The sequence below is a fragment of the Candidatus Pelagibacter sp. genome, from assembly GCF_052049855.1.
In the GTDB taxonomy this organism is placed as follows: Bacteria; Pseudomonadota; Alphaproteobacteria; order Pelagibacterales; family Pelagibacteraceae; genus Pelagibacter.
In genome coordinates, this window is sequence record NZ_JBNGZE010000001.1 from 305,543 (window position 1) to 321,246 (window position 15,704).

The 15,704-nt window shown below is 30.9% G+C and carries 17 protein-coding genes; 14 read left to right on the plus strand and 3 right to left on the minus strand.

Features of this window, described 5'->3' with window-relative positions; all coding sequences use genetic code 11:
• The first annotated feature begins 83 nt into the window (after positions 1–83).
• From ACTT9X_RS01605 to ureG, 7 genes are read left to right on the plus strand one after another with little or no spacing between them, the layout of a single operon-like run.
• Positions 84–893, plus strand: a complete 810-nt coding sequence (locus ACTT9X_RS01605) for an urease accessory protein UreD (RefSeq protein ID WP_440933950.1) — start codon at positions 84–86, stop codon at positions 891–893.
• A complete protein-coding gene (locus tag ACTT9X_RS01610) occupies positions 894–1,196 on the plus strand; it encodes an urease subunit gamma (protein ID WP_440908215.1) in 303 nt (100 codons plus the stop codon).
• A gap of 7 nt (positions 1,197–1,203) precedes the next feature.
• Positions 1,204–1,509: an urease subunit beta gene (locus ACTT9X_RS01615; RefSeq protein WP_440933951.1), complete on the plus strand. Its 306-nt coding sequence runs from the start codon at positions 1,204–1,206 to the stop codon at positions 1,507–1,509.
• Entirely contained in the window at positions 1,506–3,215 is a 1,710-nt protein-coding gene (gene ureC, locus ACTT9X_RS01620) for an urease subunit alpha (RefSeq protein WP_440934027.1), read from the plus strand. Before ACTT9X_RS01615 ends, ureC begins: the two co-directional genes overlap by 4 nt.
• Positions 3,216–3,218: 3 nt before the next feature.
• Entirely contained in the window at positions 3,219–3,662 is a 444-nt protein-coding gene (locus tag ACTT9X_RS01625) for an urease accessory protein UreE (protein WP_440933952.1), read from the plus strand.
• Positions 3,628–4,308 carry an urease accessory protein UreF gene (locus ACTT9X_RS01630; RefSeq protein WP_440933953.1) on the plus strand — a complete coding sequence of 227 codons (681 nt, stop codon included), beginning with the start codon at positions 3,628–3,630 and terminating at the stop codon, positions 4,306–4,308. Before ACTT9X_RS01625 ends, ACTT9X_RS01630 begins: the two co-directional genes overlap by 35 nt.
• Positions 4,305–4,916 carry an urease accessory protein UreG gene (gene ureG / locus ACTT9X_RS01635; protein ID WP_440933954.1) on the plus strand — a complete coding sequence of 204 codons (612 nt, stop codon included), beginning with the start codon at positions 4,305–4,307 and terminating at the stop codon, positions 4,914–4,916. The genes ACTT9X_RS01630 and ureG overlap by 4 nt, the downstream gene beginning before the upstream one ends.
• A 10-nt stretch (positions 4,917–4,926) precedes the next feature.
• Here ureG and ACTT9X_RS01640 read toward each other — a convergent pair whose 3' ends face one another.
• Together ACTT9X_RS01640 and ACTT9X_RS01645 are read right to left on the minus strand one after the other, a co-directional pair.
• Entirely contained in the window at positions 4,927–6,204 is a 1,278-nt protein-coding gene (locus ACTT9X_RS01640) for a Y-family DNA polymerase (protein WP_440933955.1), read from the minus strand.
• On the minus strand, positions 6,182–6,577 hold the full coding sequence (locus ACTT9X_RS01645; RefSeq protein WP_440934028.1) for a LexA family protein: 396 nt from the start codon (positions 6,575–6,577) through the stop codon (positions 6,182–6,184). Before ACTT9X_RS01645 ends, ACTT9X_RS01640 begins: the two co-directional genes overlap by 23 nt.
• A gap of 187 nt (positions 6,578–6,764) precedes the next feature.
• Here ACTT9X_RS01645 and ACTT9X_RS01650 point away from each other — a divergent pair, with 187 nt between their 5' ends.
• The 6 genes from ACTT9X_RS01650 (at position 6,765) to alaS (ending at position 13,774) form a co-directional block, all read left to right on the plus strand.
• Entirely contained in the window at positions 6,765–7,148 is a 384-nt protein-coding gene (locus ACTT9X_RS01650; RefSeq protein ID WP_440933956.1) for a VOC family protein, read from the plus strand.
• Positions 7,149–7,160: 12 nt separating this feature from the next.
• The gene (locus tag ACTT9X_RS01655; protein ID WP_440933957.1) at positions 7,161–7,526 is read left to right on the plus strand and encodes a GFA family protein; all 366 of its coding nucleotides are present in this window, start codon (positions 7,161–7,163) and stop codon (positions 7,524–7,526) included.
• Positions 7,527–7,533: 7 nt separating this feature from the next.
• On the plus strand, positions 7,534–8,463 hold the full coding sequence (locus ACTT9X_RS01660; protein ID WP_440933958.1) for a uridine kinase: 930 nt from the start codon (positions 7,534–7,536) through the stop codon (positions 8,461–8,463).
• Positions 8,460–9,752 carry a TolC family outer membrane protein gene (locus ACTT9X_RS01665; protein ID WP_440933959.1) on the plus strand — a complete coding sequence of 431 codons (1,293 nt, stop codon included), beginning with the start codon at positions 8,460–8,462 and terminating at the stop codon, positions 9,750–9,752. The genes ACTT9X_RS01660 and ACTT9X_RS01665 overlap by 4 nt, the downstream gene beginning before the upstream one ends.
• Positions 9,753–9,859: 107 nt before the next feature.
• A complete protein-coding gene (gene recA, locus ACTT9X_RS01670; RefSeq protein ID WP_440933229.1) occupies positions 9,860–11,014 on the plus strand; it encodes a recombinase RecA in 1,155 nt (384 codons plus the stop codon).
• A 93-nt stretch (positions 11,015–11,107) separates the two neighbouring features.
• The gene (alaS, locus tag ACTT9X_RS01675; RefSeq protein ID WP_440933960.1) at positions 11,108–13,774 is read left to right on the plus strand and encodes an alanine--tRNA ligase; all 2,667 of its coding nucleotides are present in this window, start codon (positions 11,108–11,110) and stop codon (positions 13,772–13,774) included.
• On the opposite strand, the gene ACTT9X_RS01680 is transcribed toward alaS, so the two are convergent.
• The gene (locus ACTT9X_RS01680; protein WP_440933961.1) at positions 13,766–14,980 is read right to left on the minus strand and encodes an NADP-dependent isocitrate dehydrogenase; all 1,215 of its coding nucleotides are present in this window, start codon (positions 14,978–14,980) and stop codon (positions 13,766–13,768) included. The genes alaS and ACTT9X_RS01680 overlap by 9 nt on opposite strands.
• A gap of 76 nt (positions 14,981–15,056) precedes the next feature.
• Between ACTT9X_RS01680 and ACTT9X_RS01685 the strand changes: the two genes are divergently transcribed.
• Positions 15,057–15,704, plus strand: a complete 648-nt coding sequence (locus ACTT9X_RS01685; RefSeq protein WP_440933962.1) for a phosphatidylserine decarboxylase — start codon at positions 15,057–15,059, stop codon at positions 15,702–15,704.

Below are 15,704 nucleotides of genomic sequence, written 5' to 3' on the forward strand. Positions count from 1 at the left end.
TCTCTTTTTATTTAAAAAGGTAAATAATTCAAGCTCTAAAATTCGCAAACTATAAACAGGTTTTTTTGTGTTAGGATGATGTGATGAATATAAGTCAAAAAAAATTAGAAAAATCTAAAGGCAGATTAGAAATAAAAATAAAAGACCAAAACTTACAAAAACTTTATCAACAGGGATCTTCAAAAGCTTTGATGCCAGATTTTCATGAAAATTTAAAACAATTAATGCTTATCAATACTGCTGGTGGAATTACTTCTGGGGATGAATACGACCACAAATTTGAAATCGATAGTTCAAATCTTTGTATTTCAACGCAGGCGGCAGAAAAAATTTATAGTGGTTTTGGTAATCCAGCTAATCTAGAATTTAATTTAAATTTATTAAACAGTTCTAGTTTATTTTGGTTACCTAAAGAATTGATTTTATTTAATAATTGTAATTTAAAAAGAAAAATTAATTTTAATTTATCAAAAGATTCAAATTTACTTCTTTGTGAAAATATTATTTTTGGACGAACTTCTATGAAGGAGGAGTTTGAAAAAGGGTATTTTTCAGATTTTTGGAAAATTAATGTCAATAATAAATTAATTCATACTGAAGCAATAAATACAGGTTTATTCGAAAAAAAATATATGAATAGTTTTTCGACATTAAATAATAGTTCTGCAGTTGCGACAATAATTATTGTAGGAAATAAGTTTTTGAATAACGTTAATAATCTTTCTGAAACTTTAACTAACAATGAAAATACAACTTCAAATTATTCACATTGGGACAATAAATTGATCGTAAGACTTTTATCTAAAGATAGTTATAATCTTAAATTTGCAATTGATAAAATTTTGTCTTATTTTTTTGAAGGTTCAAAGATACCAAAAGTATGGAATATATAAATGAAACTTACTCCAAGAGAAAAAGATAAACTTTTAATAAGCCTTGCAGCGATTGTCGCTAAAAATAGATTGTCAAAAGGTATAAAATTGAATTATCCAGAGGCTATCGCTTTAATAACAGATTTTGTTGTAGAGGGAGCTAGAGAAGGAAAAAGTGTTGCAGAACTAATGGAGGCAGGAGCTCATGTTATTAAAAAAAAGGATTGTATGGAAGGTATTCCAGATATGGTGAAGGAAGTTCAAGTAGAAGCTACTTTTCCTGATGGAACTAAATTAGTAACAGTGCACAAACCTATTAGATGATAATATTATGAAGCCAGGTGAAGTAATTACAAAAAACGAGGAAATAGACTTAAATAAAGACACCAAGGTTACTAAGATAAAAATTTCTAATTCTGGAGATAGACCTGTACAAGTTGGAAGCCATTATCATTTTTTTGAAACAAATGAGTATTTAGTTTTTGACAGGGAATTATCATATGGAAAAAGATTAAATATACCTTCAGGAACTGCTGTAAGATTTGAGCCAGGTCAATCTAAAGATGTTGAGCTTATAGAAATAAATGGATCAAAAAAAATATACGGGTTCAATAAGAAAGTTATGGGGAAATTATAATGGTTAAAATTTCTAGAGCAGCTTATGCGGATATGTATGGGCCTACAACAGGAGACAAAGTAAGGCTCGCAGATACTGAATTAATTATTGAGGTTGAAAACGATCTAACAACTTATGGTGAAGAGGTAAAGTTTGGTGGTGGAAAAGTAATTAGGGATGGGATGGGCCAATCTCAAATAAGCAGAGAAAAAGGAGCTGCTGATACTGTTATTACAAACGCTTTAATAGTTGATGTAAATGGAATTTATAAAGCTGATGTAGGTTTAAAGGATGGAAAAATATTTGAAATTGGTAAAGCTGGTAATCCAGATACTCAATCTAAAGTAAATATTATTGTTGGTCCAGGAACAGAGATAATTGCAGGTGAAGGAAAAATTTTAACGGCAGGGGGTTTTGACAGTCATATTCATTATATATGTCCCCAACAAATTGATGATGCTTTGCACTCAGGTATTACAACTATGCTTGGAGGAGGTACTGGACCAGCTCATGGAACACTTGCAACAACGTGTACACCTGGACCATGGCACATACAAAGAATGATTCAATCTGCTGATGGTTTTTCTATGAATTTAGCTTTTGCAGGAAAAGGAAACTCTTCATTACCAGAAGGACTTGAGGAACAAATTCTAGCAGGAGCTTCAGCTTTAAAATTACATGAGGATTGGGGAACCACTCCTGGAGCAATTGATAATTGTTTAAATATTGCTGACAAAAATGATGTGCAAGTAATGATTCACACAGACACTTTAAATGAAAGTGGGTTTGTTGAAAATACCATCAAAGCAATTAACAAAAGAACTATACATGCTTTTCATACAGAAGGTGCTGGTGGCGGACACGCACCAGATATAATTAAAGTTTGTGGAGAAGAATATGTTATTCCTTCTTCCACAAATCCAACTAGACCATATACAGTCAATACAATAGAAGAACATTTGGATATGCTTATGGTTTGTCATCATCTTGATAAATCTATTCCAGAGGATGTTGCATTTGCTGAAAGTAGAATAAGAAGAGAAACAATAGCAGCAGAAGATATTCTCCATGACATGGGAGCCTTTTCAATTATTGCATCAGATAGTCAGGCAATGGGTAGAGTTGGAGAAGTTATCATTAGAACTTGGCAAACTGCACACAAAATGAAAGTTCAAAGAGGTAGTTTACCTGAGGAAAATGGAGACAATGATAACTTTAGAGTTAAAAGATATTTAGCAAAATACACAATTAATCCGGCAATTGCCCATGGAATTTCAAAACATATTGGTAGTATTGAAAAAAATAAACGTGCAGATTTAGTTTTATGGGACCCAGCATTCTTTGGTGCAAAGCCAGAAATGATATTGATAGGAGGTAGTATAGCTTGTGCGCAAATGGGAGACCCAAATGCATCAATTCCAACTCCACAACCAGTATATACTAGACCAATGTTTTCATCATTTGGGACGTCGTTAGAAAAATCCTCGGTAATTTTCACAAGTAAACTAGCTCTTGAAAAGAATTCTTTAAAAGATGCAAGAATTAGAAAAGACTTATTACCTGTAGAAAACACAAGAGCCATTTCTAAAAAAGATATGATTTTAAACAATAAGTGTCCAAAGATTGAAGTTAATCCTGAAACTTATGAAGTAAAGGCTGATGGTGAAATAATTACTTGTGAACCAGCCAAAGAACTCCCTTTGGCACAAAGATATTTTATGTTTTAGCTTATGGATAATTGTTTTTTAATAGTTAATAAAATTACCAAAAATAAAGCAAAAGATCACATATCTTTATCATATGATGAGAGATTTTTAAGAAGAAAAAAACTTGTTTCAGATAATGGTTTTGAATTTTTAGTAAATTTACCAGAGACAAAATCACTGTCAGAAAATCAAGCATTTAGACTTCAAAGTGGAAATTTGATTTTAATCAAAAACAAAAAAGAAAATTTATTAGAAATAAAAGGAAAAAATTTAATGCAATTGATTTGGCATATTGGAAACAGGCATATGCCATGCCAAATTGAAAATGACAGAATTTTTATTCAATACGATGATGTAATAAAAAAAATGATATTAAAACTAGGTGGAAAGGTTAAGAAAGTTTTAAGACCTTTTAAACCAGAGGGAGGAGCATATGGAATTGGTAGAACCCATAGCCATAGACACTAAAATAAAAAGTAAAAAAGATTTAAAAGAATCTTTACAAATTCTTCAAACTTGGTTTTCACCATCATTTCCTGTTGGAAGTTTTTCATATTCTCATGGTTTAGAGGCAATGATTAATGATAATTTTATTAAGTCAAAAGAAGATATTCTGGATTATTTAAAATGTATCTTAAAATATGGAACAGGTAAAAATGATATAATTTTAATGAAATATACTTATCAGGGAGAAGACTTAAATGAACTGGCCTTATCTCTTTGCCCATCCAAAGAAAGAAAAATAGAGTCTATTGAAATGGGTAATGCTTTTAGAAAAGTGTTAGCTGATAGTTGGGATTTTAAAATTCTTGAAAATACTGCTTATCCAATTGCAGTTGCTAAAGCAGCTAAACATTTTGATATACCACTTAACTTAACAATAGTATCTTATCTACAATCCTTTGTATCAAATCTAATAAATGTTTGCATTAAACATATACCAATTGGGCAAAAAATTGGACAGGACTGTATAATTAAGACTTACGAATTAATAAGAGAAATAGAAAATGAAAATCAAAATTTTAATTTAGAAGACTTAGGTGGAATTTGTTTTAATAGTGATATCTACAGTATCAAGCATGAAAATTTGAAAACGCGAATTTATAAGACATGAAAAATATAAATGGACCATTAAAAGTTGGAATAGGTGGACCCGTTGGTGCAGGGAAGACAAGTTTAACAGCTGAATTGTGTAAATTTTTATCAAAGAAAATTTCTATGGCCGTAATATCAAACGATATTTATACAAAAGAGGATGCAGAATTTTTAATGAAAGTCCAAGCCTTACCTTTAGAGAGAATTAAAGGAGTTGAAACAGGAGGATGTCCACATACAGCAATTCGTGAAGATGCTTCAATTAATATGCTTGCTGTAGAAAATATGAAAAAAAAATTTCCTGATCTTGATTTGATTTTAATCGAGTCTGGCGGAGATAATTTAGCAGCAACTTTTAGTCCTGAATTAGTTGATCTATCTATATATGTTATTGACGTTGGTATGGGTGGAGATATCCCTAGAAAAGGTGGCCCTGCCATTCAGAAATCAGACTTGTTAATTATTAACAAGACAGATTTAGCTCCTCATGTAGAAGTTAATCTCGAAACCATGAAAGAAGACGTAAAAAAGGCCCGAAATGGCTTACCTTATGTTTTTTGTCAGATGAAAAAACAAATTGGAGTCGAAGATATTGCTAAATTCTTATTTTCATCAGGCGGATTATAGAGTTTTTGATCTAAGCCCTAATCGTTGGCAAACAATAGAAATCAGCTGTATCAATTTTAGAAGAATATTGTCTTCGCATATTCCATTTTTTATGAACGCCTGCACTAGCGACACTTAAAGTAGATCTTCCGTATCGATGATTAGTATTATCAATTGATCTCATTAAGCTATTTATTTTTTCATCCTTTTCAGAAGTAAATAAATTTGTTTTATCACTAGCATTAGATAGTCCTGTTAGCATCACACCTGCTTTTTGATAACGATAACCATTTTTGAAAATACTTTCTAATATTGAAACTGCTGTCTTAACTGTTTCAATACTGTTGTTTGTTGCAATTGGAAAATCAACGGTCTTTGCATTTGAGTAATAACCAAAGTTTCTCTGGAAAGGACTAGTTCTTACAAATACAGTAATTGCTTTTGCAACTAAAGACTCTGATCTAATTTTTTCAGATGCATTTAAACAATAGTTTGCAACTGCTTCTTTTAATTCTTGGAACGTTTCAATTCTTTTTCCAAATGATCTTGAAACCACACAGCTTTTTCTTTTAGTTGTAGTGGTCTCTAATCCAATACAAGAAATTCCTCTAAGCTCCATTGCGGTTCTTGAACTTAGAACGTTTGAACTTTTCTTAATCCATGTATTAGATTTATTTTTTAATTGTCTAGCATTATAAATTCCATGCTTTTGATAAAATTTAGTTAATTGTCTTCCAACTCCCCAGACATCATTGATTTCGACTTTTTCTAAAATAGGATCCAAGTTTTCAATCCCAATTAAACTTGTGACCCCTGATTGTTTTTTCTTTGCAATGTGGTTTGCAACTTTACTTAATGTTTTTGTATTTGCTATTCCAATACTTGTTGGAATACCAGTCCATTGTAAAACTGTTTCTCTAATTTCTTTTCCAACTTTTTCTACTTCACTATCAGGAAAGTTCGATAAGTCTAAAAAGGCTTCATCAATTGAATAAACTTCTATTTCTGAATTAAATCTTTTAAGAGTTCGCATCACTCTTCTTGATAAATCTCCATATAAAGAATAATTAGATGAAAAAACTTCAACTTTATTTTTAAGAATAATATCTTTTGCTTTAAAGTAAGGTTCTCCCATTTTAATACCCAAAGCTTTTGCTTCATTTGATCTTGAAATAATACAGCCATCATTATTCGATAAAACAACAACAGGTTTTCTTCTTATTTTTGGATTAAATAATCGCTCACAGGAAACGTAAAAAGAATTACAATCAATTAATGCTATTTTTTTAGTACGTTGAATGGATGACATAAGTAACAACCCCCCAAATAAAAATATCTTGTTCTTCATTAATTAAAATTCTGTCAGCAAATTCTTTAGATCCAGAAGTTAAAAATTTTTTATCTCTTTCTTGAACTAAAGTTTTAACTACAAGCTCGTCATGAACATTCGCAATCACCGTTGAAAAGTTTTTTGGTTTTAAACTTTTATCGACAACTAATAAATCACCATCATTAATTCCAACATCGACCATTGATTTACCCTGAACTCTGATGATGAAAGTTGCTGGAACATTTCTTATTAAATGCATGTTCAGATCAATATCTTCTTCGATATAATCAGTAGCAGGGGAAGGGAAACCAGCGCCTGCTTTATGTAGATAATAAGGGATTGTTAGTTTCATGTTCTTGTTTTGTTCTACTTTATAGACCATTTATACAATACACTCAAGAGGTTGTATTTTGAGTCCGTAATTGAATCAAAAGTGAATCAAAACGTGAACATCCAAACTACATTTTGTATGCTTGTGGATAACTTCAACCACTAGTAGTTTAAGTTGGTTATTAAGTTATATAAATTTTAATTTGATTATGAGTATTTTAGATTTTGTAATGGTTGGTTCTAATGATTATAAAAAATCAAGCGAGCTATATGATGCTGCTTTTGAACCATTAAATTTAAAAAAAATTCTAACAACAGAAAAATATATTGGTTATGCTCATTCAAGCGAACCTGAGAAAGTAATATTTTATATAACTAATCCAGTTAATGGTAAACCAGCGACCATGGGTAATGGATCACAAGTAACACTGTTAGCAGATAATAAAGAAGCAGTTGAAAAATTTTATGAGATTGCAATTTCGAAAGGAGCAATAGATGAGGGAGCACCAGGGGTTAGAAAAGATGGAAATTATTACGGATACATTCGTGATTTAGATGGAAATAAGATTGCAGCAAAAAGTGTTTTAAAATAAAAAAGGAGTTATATGAAATTAAATTGTCATTGTGGAGCTGTTGAAGCAGAAATTAATGCTACAATTAATGAATTAGCAAAAATTGTAAGATGCAATTGTTCAATATGTAAAAGGAAAAATGCAACAATGGGAATGGTTAAAAACGAAGATTTTAAAGTTACTAAAGGACAAGATAAATTAAAACTTTATCAGTACCATACTAAAGTTGCTAACCATTACTTTTGTACTGAATGTGGAATTTACACCCATCACAATCCAAGAAGTGCACCTGCTATGACTGGTTTTAATATGGGATGTGTAGATGAAGTTAAAGTAGAAGATTTAAAAGAAGTAGCAAACTTTGATGGTTTAAACCATCCGATGGATCAAGAAAAATAAAAGTCTAATGAAATTATCTGAAGAGTGTTTTAAGAAAGTTAAAAAAGATTGTTTTAAATTTATTAAATCACAAGAAACTTCGACTGAAAAGTTTGGCAATAAAGAGGGGATGATTAAGAATTTTTTAATCCCAATATGTTTTTGGATTGCAAAAAAAGCTGATAACAAAAAACCTTACTTTGTTGGTTTAGCTGGAGGACAAGGAACAGGCAAAACAACAATAAGTTCAATAATAAAGATAATATTAGAAAAATATTTTAAATTGAAAGTATTCAAGATCTCTATTGATGATTTTTACAAAACTAGAAAAGAAAGAATAGCTTTATCAAAAAAAGTACACCCAATGTTACTTACTAGAGGAGTTCCTGGAACTCATGATATCAATATGATGTTAGATTTCTTTAAAAAATCAAAAAGTAAAAAATTCAAAAAATTAAAATTACCAAATTTTAATAAGGCAATTGATGACAGATTTCCTAAAAACAAATGGAATAAAATTAACAATAGACCTGATGTTATTATTTTTGAAGGATGGTGTGTTGGAGCAAGAGCAGAAAATAATAAGACATTAAAAAAATCTATTAATTCGATGGAAAAAGCTAATGATGGTAAATTAGTTTGGAGAAAATATGTAAATCAGCAATTAAAGACCAAATATAAAAAGCTATATTCTCAGTTAAATTGTATGATTTACTTAAAAGCAAAAAACTTTAGTTTATTACAAAAGTGGAGATTAAAGCAGGAACACAAACTATGGTTAAAAACAAAGAAAAAAGGTGGTCATAAAATAATGAGCAAAGGGGACGTAATAAATTTTATGCAAACTTACCAAAGAATAACTCAAAACATGTTCAAAAATATGCCCAAACACGCCTCTATAATTTTAAATTTAAACAGTAACCATCAAATTAAAACTGCTGTATATAAATCGAAATGAAAAAAATATTTATAATAATAATCGCATCAATATTCTATTTTAGTAACGCTTTCGCAGTCACTCTTCTCGATGCATTAAATCAAACATATAAAAACAATATTCAATTAAACGCTGAAAGAGAAAATATTAAAGCATCAGAGGAGGATGTAAATATTGCTAAAAGTTATTATAAACCTTCTTTAACTTTGAGTGGATCTCAAAGTTTTGAGGATACAAATAAACTTACAAACCAAAGTGGGGGAGATGCAACTATCAGTGATGTAGATCCATTTTCAACTTCGATTAAATTAGATCAAACTTTATTAGATTTTGGAAGAGGATTAACTCTTCAAAAAAATATTACAGCTTTAGATTTAGCAAAAGCACAGTTAGTAAAAAAAGAACAGGATATTCTCCACAATGCTATTTATGCTTTCACAAACTTAATTTTTGCAAGAGAAGCATTAGATATAAATGAAAAGAATTTAAATTTATTAATTAGGCAAGTTGAAAATGATAAAATTAGAAGAGACAGAGGTCAAATTACTAACACTGACTTAGCACAATCCGAGTCATCACTTGCAGGTGCACAAGCTGAGTTTGTAAAAGCTAAAAGTGATTTGTTAATTAGCAAACTTAATTATGAAAATATAATTGGCAAAATAAGTGATCCAAATCAGTTACAAAAGAATACAAATGCAATTGTCTCTTTACCATCAACTTTAGATGAAGCATTAAATCTTTCTAAACAAAATAATCCAGATATTTTAATTGCAAAATTAGACTTAGAAAAATCAGAAAAAGATTTAGCAATTTCAGAATCTGATTTAAAACCTACCGCATCATTATCATTACAAAGAACCTACACAGATGATTTAAGCTCTACTGTTGATGAAAAAGAACAAGATGTATTAAAAGCTACTCTTAGTTGGCCTTTTTATTCTGGTGGAAAAAAACGATCAACAATTAGCAAAAATTCAAATCTAACAACTCGAAAAAGATTACTTTTAGATGATGCAGTTAGAACAAATGAAACTAATGTTGCAAGCGCATGGTCAAGTTTGCAATCTTCTGAAAGTTTTCTAAACTCTGTGAAAGTTCAAGTAAGTGCTGCTGAAATAGCTAACGAGGGAATTGCAGCAGAGTACGAAAGAGGATCAAGAACAACACTTGATGTTATTCAATCAAATTCATTATTACTTTCTGCTCAAATTTCTCTAGCAAGTTCTGAGAAAAATTTCCTAATGGCTCAATACGGCTTGTTGAAGGCAGTAGGACTTCTCAATAGCCAGTATCTAAAACTTAAGTAAATATTTGATTTTTTTGACTAAAAAATAAATATATTGCTAATGAGAACAAAATGTGTACATTTATTTCATGATTCGAGTGTTAAAAAATTTAAAAAAAGAGGCAAAAAATGACGAAAAATAACCTAAAAGTAGTTAAATCTACTAAAGATCAAGAAATGGATGTTAAAGAAAAGAACAAAGCGTTAGACGCTGCGATAGCTCAAATTACAGATAATTTTGGAAAAGGCTCTGTAATGAAGCTTGGTGAAAAGAGAGCGATGGATATTGAGTCTGTTTCAACAGGTTCTTTAAGTCTTGATTTAGCTTTGGGTATTGGTGGATTACCAAAAGGAAGAATTATTGAAGTTTATGGACCAGAGTCATCTGGAAAAACAACATTAGCATTGCAAGTTGTTGCTGAAGCTCAAAAATCTGGTGGAATTTGTGCGTTCGTTGATGCAGAGCATGCATTAGATCCAGTTTATGCAAAAAAATTAGGTGTAAACACTGAAGAACTTTTAATTTCTCAGCCAGACACTGGTGAGCAAGCTTTAGAAATTGCTGATACACTAGTAAAATCAGGCTCTATTTCAGTAATTGTTATCGACTCTGTTGCAGCTTTAACTCCAAAAGCTGAAATTGAAGGAGAGATGGGAGATCATCATGTTGGTCTTCAATCAAGATTAATGAGTCAGGCATTAAGAAAATTAACTGGTTCAATATCAAATACAAATACGATGATGATTTTCATTAATCAAATCAGAATGAAAATTGGAGTTATGTTTGGAAGTCCAGAAACAACATCTGGTGGTAATGCACTTAAGTTTTACTCATCTGTAAGAATGGATATTAGAAGAATTGGTGCAATCAAAGATAAAGATGAAATTATTGGTAACTCTACAAGAGTGAAAGTAGTTAAGAATAAAGTTGCGCCACCATTTAAAGTTGTTGAGTTTGACTTGATGTATGGAAGAGGAATTAGCAAGATGGGTGAATTAGTCGATCTTGGTTCTAAAGCAGATATAATTGAAAAATCAGGTGCATGGTATGCTTACAAAGGTGAGAAGATTGGTCAAGGTAGAGAGAATGCTAAGACTTATCTAGCTCAAAATCCTAAAGTTGCTGCAGAAATTGAAATGGCAATTAGAGAAAAAGCAGGTGTGATTTCTAAGAAAATAGAAGGAAATCCAATCGATCCTGAAAAATTGGAAAAAGAAAAGAAAGTAGCTGAAAAAGAAGAGGCTGATAAAGCAGAAGCTACTCCTCCGTCTAAAAAGAATTAATAGGTCATCTTTATTAATAAAAGGCGCTTAATTTAAGCGCCTTTTTTCCCTACAGTATCTAGACATAGAATAAAAAAGCTGTATTTTAAAAATATGGCAGACAAAACGCTTAATGAAATAAGAAATACTTTCTTAAAGTATTTTGAAAAGAACGATCATAAGATTGTGGAATCTAGTAATTTGGTTCCAAACAATGATCCCACCTTAATGTTTGCCAATTCAGGGATGGTCCAGTTTAAGAACGTTTTTACAGGATTAGAAAAAAGAGATTACGTTAGAGCCACAACTTCACAAAAATGTGTAAGGGCAGGTGGTAAGCACAATGATTTAGAGAATGTTGGTTACACACCAAGACATCATACATTCTTTGAGATGTTGGGAAATTTTTCTTTTGGTGATTATTTTAAAGAGCAAGCAATTCATTATGCCTGGGATTTGATAACCAAAGATTTTGGAATAGATAAAAACAAGCTTTATGTAACTGTATTTCATGAGGATGATGAGGCTTTCAATTTTTGGAAGAAAATAGCGGGTTTTAGCGATGATAGGATTATAAGAATAGCAACTTCTGATAATTTTTGGTCAATGGGAGAGACAGGTCCTTGTGGTCCATGCTCGGAAATATTCTTTGATCATGGTGATCATTTACCTGGAGGATTACCGGGAAGTAAAGATGAGGATGGAGATAGATTTATCGAAATTTGGAACTTGGTCTTTATGCAGTTTGAACAAGTTACTAAAGATAAAAGAATTAATCTTCCAAAACCATCAGTTGATACTGGAATGGGATTAGAGAGAATTGCAGCTTTATTGCAAGGTTCACATGATAACTATGAAACAGATCATTTCAAAAAAATAATTAATTCTGCATCTGAAATTACAAAAGTTAAATCAGACAAATCTAATCTTGCAAGTTTTAGGGTAATAGCAGATCACTTAAGAGCAAGTTCGTTTTTAATAGCTGAAGGAGTTTTACCTTCAAATGAAGGAAGAGGGTATGTTCTTAGAAGAATTATGAGAAGGGGAATGAGACACTCTCATTTACTTGGATCTAATGAACCAGTTTTTTATAATTTGTTTGACACTCTTAAAAATGAAATGTCAGGAAACTATCCAGAATTAGTTAGAGCTGAGTCTTTAATTAAAGAAACTTTAAAAATGGAAGAAGAAAAATTCTTAGTTCTTTTAGATAGAGGAATAAAAATTTTAAATGATGAAATATCTAAAATAGATAAAGTGTTGCCAGGTGAGGTAGCTTTTAAATTATATGACACTTATGGTTTCCCGTTAGATCTTACCGAAGATATTTTAAGAAACAAATCAATGTCAATTGATACAGAAAAGTTTAATTCTTTGATGAAGGAAAGCAGAGAGCTTGCTAAAAAAAATTGGAAAGGTTCTGGTGATGCAGCGGTTGAAGATATCTGGTTTGGAATAAAAGATAAAATTGAGCCAACTGAATTCTTAGGATACGAAACTAATCAAGCAGAAGGTGTCGTGTTATCTCTTTTGAAAGACAACAACGAGGTAGATCAATTAAAAGAAAATGATGAAGGAATGATTATAGTAAATCAAACTCCTTTCTATGGGGAATCTGGAGGACAAGTAGGTGATACTGGTGAAATAGTATCGAATAATTTTAGATTTGAAGTAACCGATGTTCAAAAAAAACTTGGAGATTTATTTGTCCATTATGGAAAGGTTAAGAGTGGATCTATAAAACTTCAAGAAAGTGTAGAGTTAAAAATTGATGTGGAAAGAAGAAATAATACTCGTGCTTATCATTCAGCAACCCATCTGCTACATGAATCATTACGAAGAGTTCTGGGAACTCATGTAACTCAAAAAGGATCTTTAGTAGAGCCAAGTAGATTAAGATTTGATTTCAGCCATATGAAGCCAATTTTGAATGAGGAAATCGATAAAATAGAAGAGTTTGTAAATACAATGGTCTCTAAAAAATCTGATGTTAAAACTAGATTAATGACACCTGATGAGGCAGTTGAAAATGGTGCTTTAGCATTATTTGGCGAAAAATACGGAGATGAAGTAAGGGTTCTTTCAATGGGAGACGAGGATGGTAAATATTTTTCAACTGAATTATGTGGTGGAACGCACGTCAAAAACACTGGGGATATTGGTAAATTTAAGATTGTAAGCCAATCATCTATTGCTGCAGGGGTTAGAAGAATTGAGGCTTTAAGAGATAAACAATTAGAGGAATATTTAAAAAATAAAGAAAAATTATCAAACTTATCTGCCGAAAAAGACGAAGAAACAATTAAAGATTTAAGTCAGCAAATTATAAAACTTGGTGGAAAGCCAAGTTTAGAAGAAGCTGACCAAAAAACTTTAATAAAAAATTTAACTAAACAATTAGAGACCATCTCAGTAAATGCAATTTTAGAGGATAAATCAAAAAATATTATTAAAGATGATGAAATTAATGGAGTTAAGTTGAGACTTCAAAAAATAGATGGATTACCTCCAAAAGAATTAAGAAAACTTGTAGATAAAGGTAAAAAAGATTTAGGCGAAGGTATTGTTGTTGTGTTTGCAAATAAAGATGACAAGGTTGGCTTAGCAGTTGGAGTAACAGATAATTTAACCAGCAAGTTTGATGCAGTAAAATTTGTTAAAGTTGGATCAGAAATAATCGGTGGTAAAGGCGGTGGAGGAAGAAAAGACTTTGCTCAAGCTGGTGGACAGGATCAATCAAAAATTGAGGAAGCTTTTGAAAAGCTTAAGAGTTTAATTTAATTTCTTTTTTAAATTACCATCAATTTCATCTAAAAACTGATTGGTAGTTAAATACTTGCTATCAGGACCAATAAGAATTGCCAAATCTTTTGTCATTGATCCACTTTCCACACATTCAATACAAACTTTTTCTAAAGTTTGAGCAAATTTAATTAGTGCATCATTATTATCTAACTTACCTCTGTGAGCTAATCCTCTAGTCCACGCAAAAATTGATGCGATAGGATTGGTTGAAGTTTCTTTTCCTTGTTGATGCATTCTATAGTGTCTAGTTACTGTTCCGTGTGCAGCCTCTGCCTCCATTATTTTTCCGTCTGGTGTTAACAATGTACTTGTCATTAATCCTAAAGACCCATAACCTTGAGCCATAGTATCTGATTGGACATCTCCATCATAATTTTTACAAGCCCAAATATATTTACCACTCCACTTCATTGCACATGCAACCATATCATCAATTAATCTATGTTCATAAGTCAAATTATTTTTTTCAAATTCACTTTTGTATTCTTTGTCAAAAATTTCTTGGAAAATATCTTTAAATCTTCCATCATATTGTTTTAGTATCGTATTTTTTGTAGACATGTAAACAGGCCATTTTTTAATTAACCCATAACTGAAACAAGATCTTGCAAAGTCTTCAATAGATTTATCTAAATTGTACATTGATAAAGCAACACCGGGGCCAGTAAAATTAAAAACCTCATATTTGATTTCATCTTTTCCATCTTCTGATGTCCACTTTACTTCCATTTTTCCTTTTCCAGGAACTTTAAAATCCGTTGCTCTATATTGATCACCAAATGCATGTCTTCCAATAATTACTGGATCTGTCCAAGAGGGTACAAGTTTAGGAATATTTTTACAGATTATTGGCTCTCTAAATACTGTTCCCCCAATTATATTTCTTATTGTTCCGTTAGGAGATCTCCACATTTTTTTTAAATCAAATTCTTCTACCCTTGCTTCATCAGGGGTAATTGTTGCACATTTTATTCCAACACCAATCTTTTTGATTGCATTTGCAGAGTGTATTGTGATCTGATCGTCTGTATTATCTCTGCTTTTCATTCCTAAATCATAGTATTCAATACCAAGATCTAAATATGGAAGAATTAGTTTGTTTTTGATGAACTCCCATATAATTCGTGTCATTTCATCACCATCTAGCTCCACTACCGGGTTATTTACCTTGATTTTGCTCATTAAATAAAAATTATCTTAATAATTGAATTTGACCATTTTATATACATATTAATCGAAATTTAGCAAATAGAAGAATATGTTTAGTAAGATATTTCCAAAGATTCATACTGAAGGCTATAAGTTTATAGTAATAGCTGTATTCATTACTATTATTTTTTTAATTATAAATAATTTTTTAGGATTTATAGGAATATTACTAACGATCTGGGTTTATTATTTTTTTAGAGATCCAGAAAGAATTATCATTGGAGATGACAGTTATTTAGTTAGCCCTGCAGATGGTGAAATAATTAAAGTTGAGGAAGTAGATGGTCCAAAAGAACTTGGATTAGAAAACAAAAAATTTAAAAAAATAAGTATTTTTATGAATGTCTTTGATTGCCATGTAAATAGAACACCATGCTCAGGTATGGTTGAGGATATTTTATATAAACCAGGTAAATTTTTGAATGCATCTTTAGACAAAGCAAGCGAAGACAATGAGAGAAATTATTATAAAATTAAAGATAAGCATGGGAATGATATTGTAGTCGTTCAAATCGCAGGATTAGTTGCAAGAAGAATTGTTTGTGAAACAAATAAAAATCAGGAAGTAAACCAGGGCGATAGAATTGGGATGATTAGATTTGGTAGTAGAGCAGATGTTTATTATGAAAATTATGAACCTTTAGTCAAAGTTGGTCAAACAGCGATTTCAGGAGAAACTTTGCTGGCTAAAAATTAA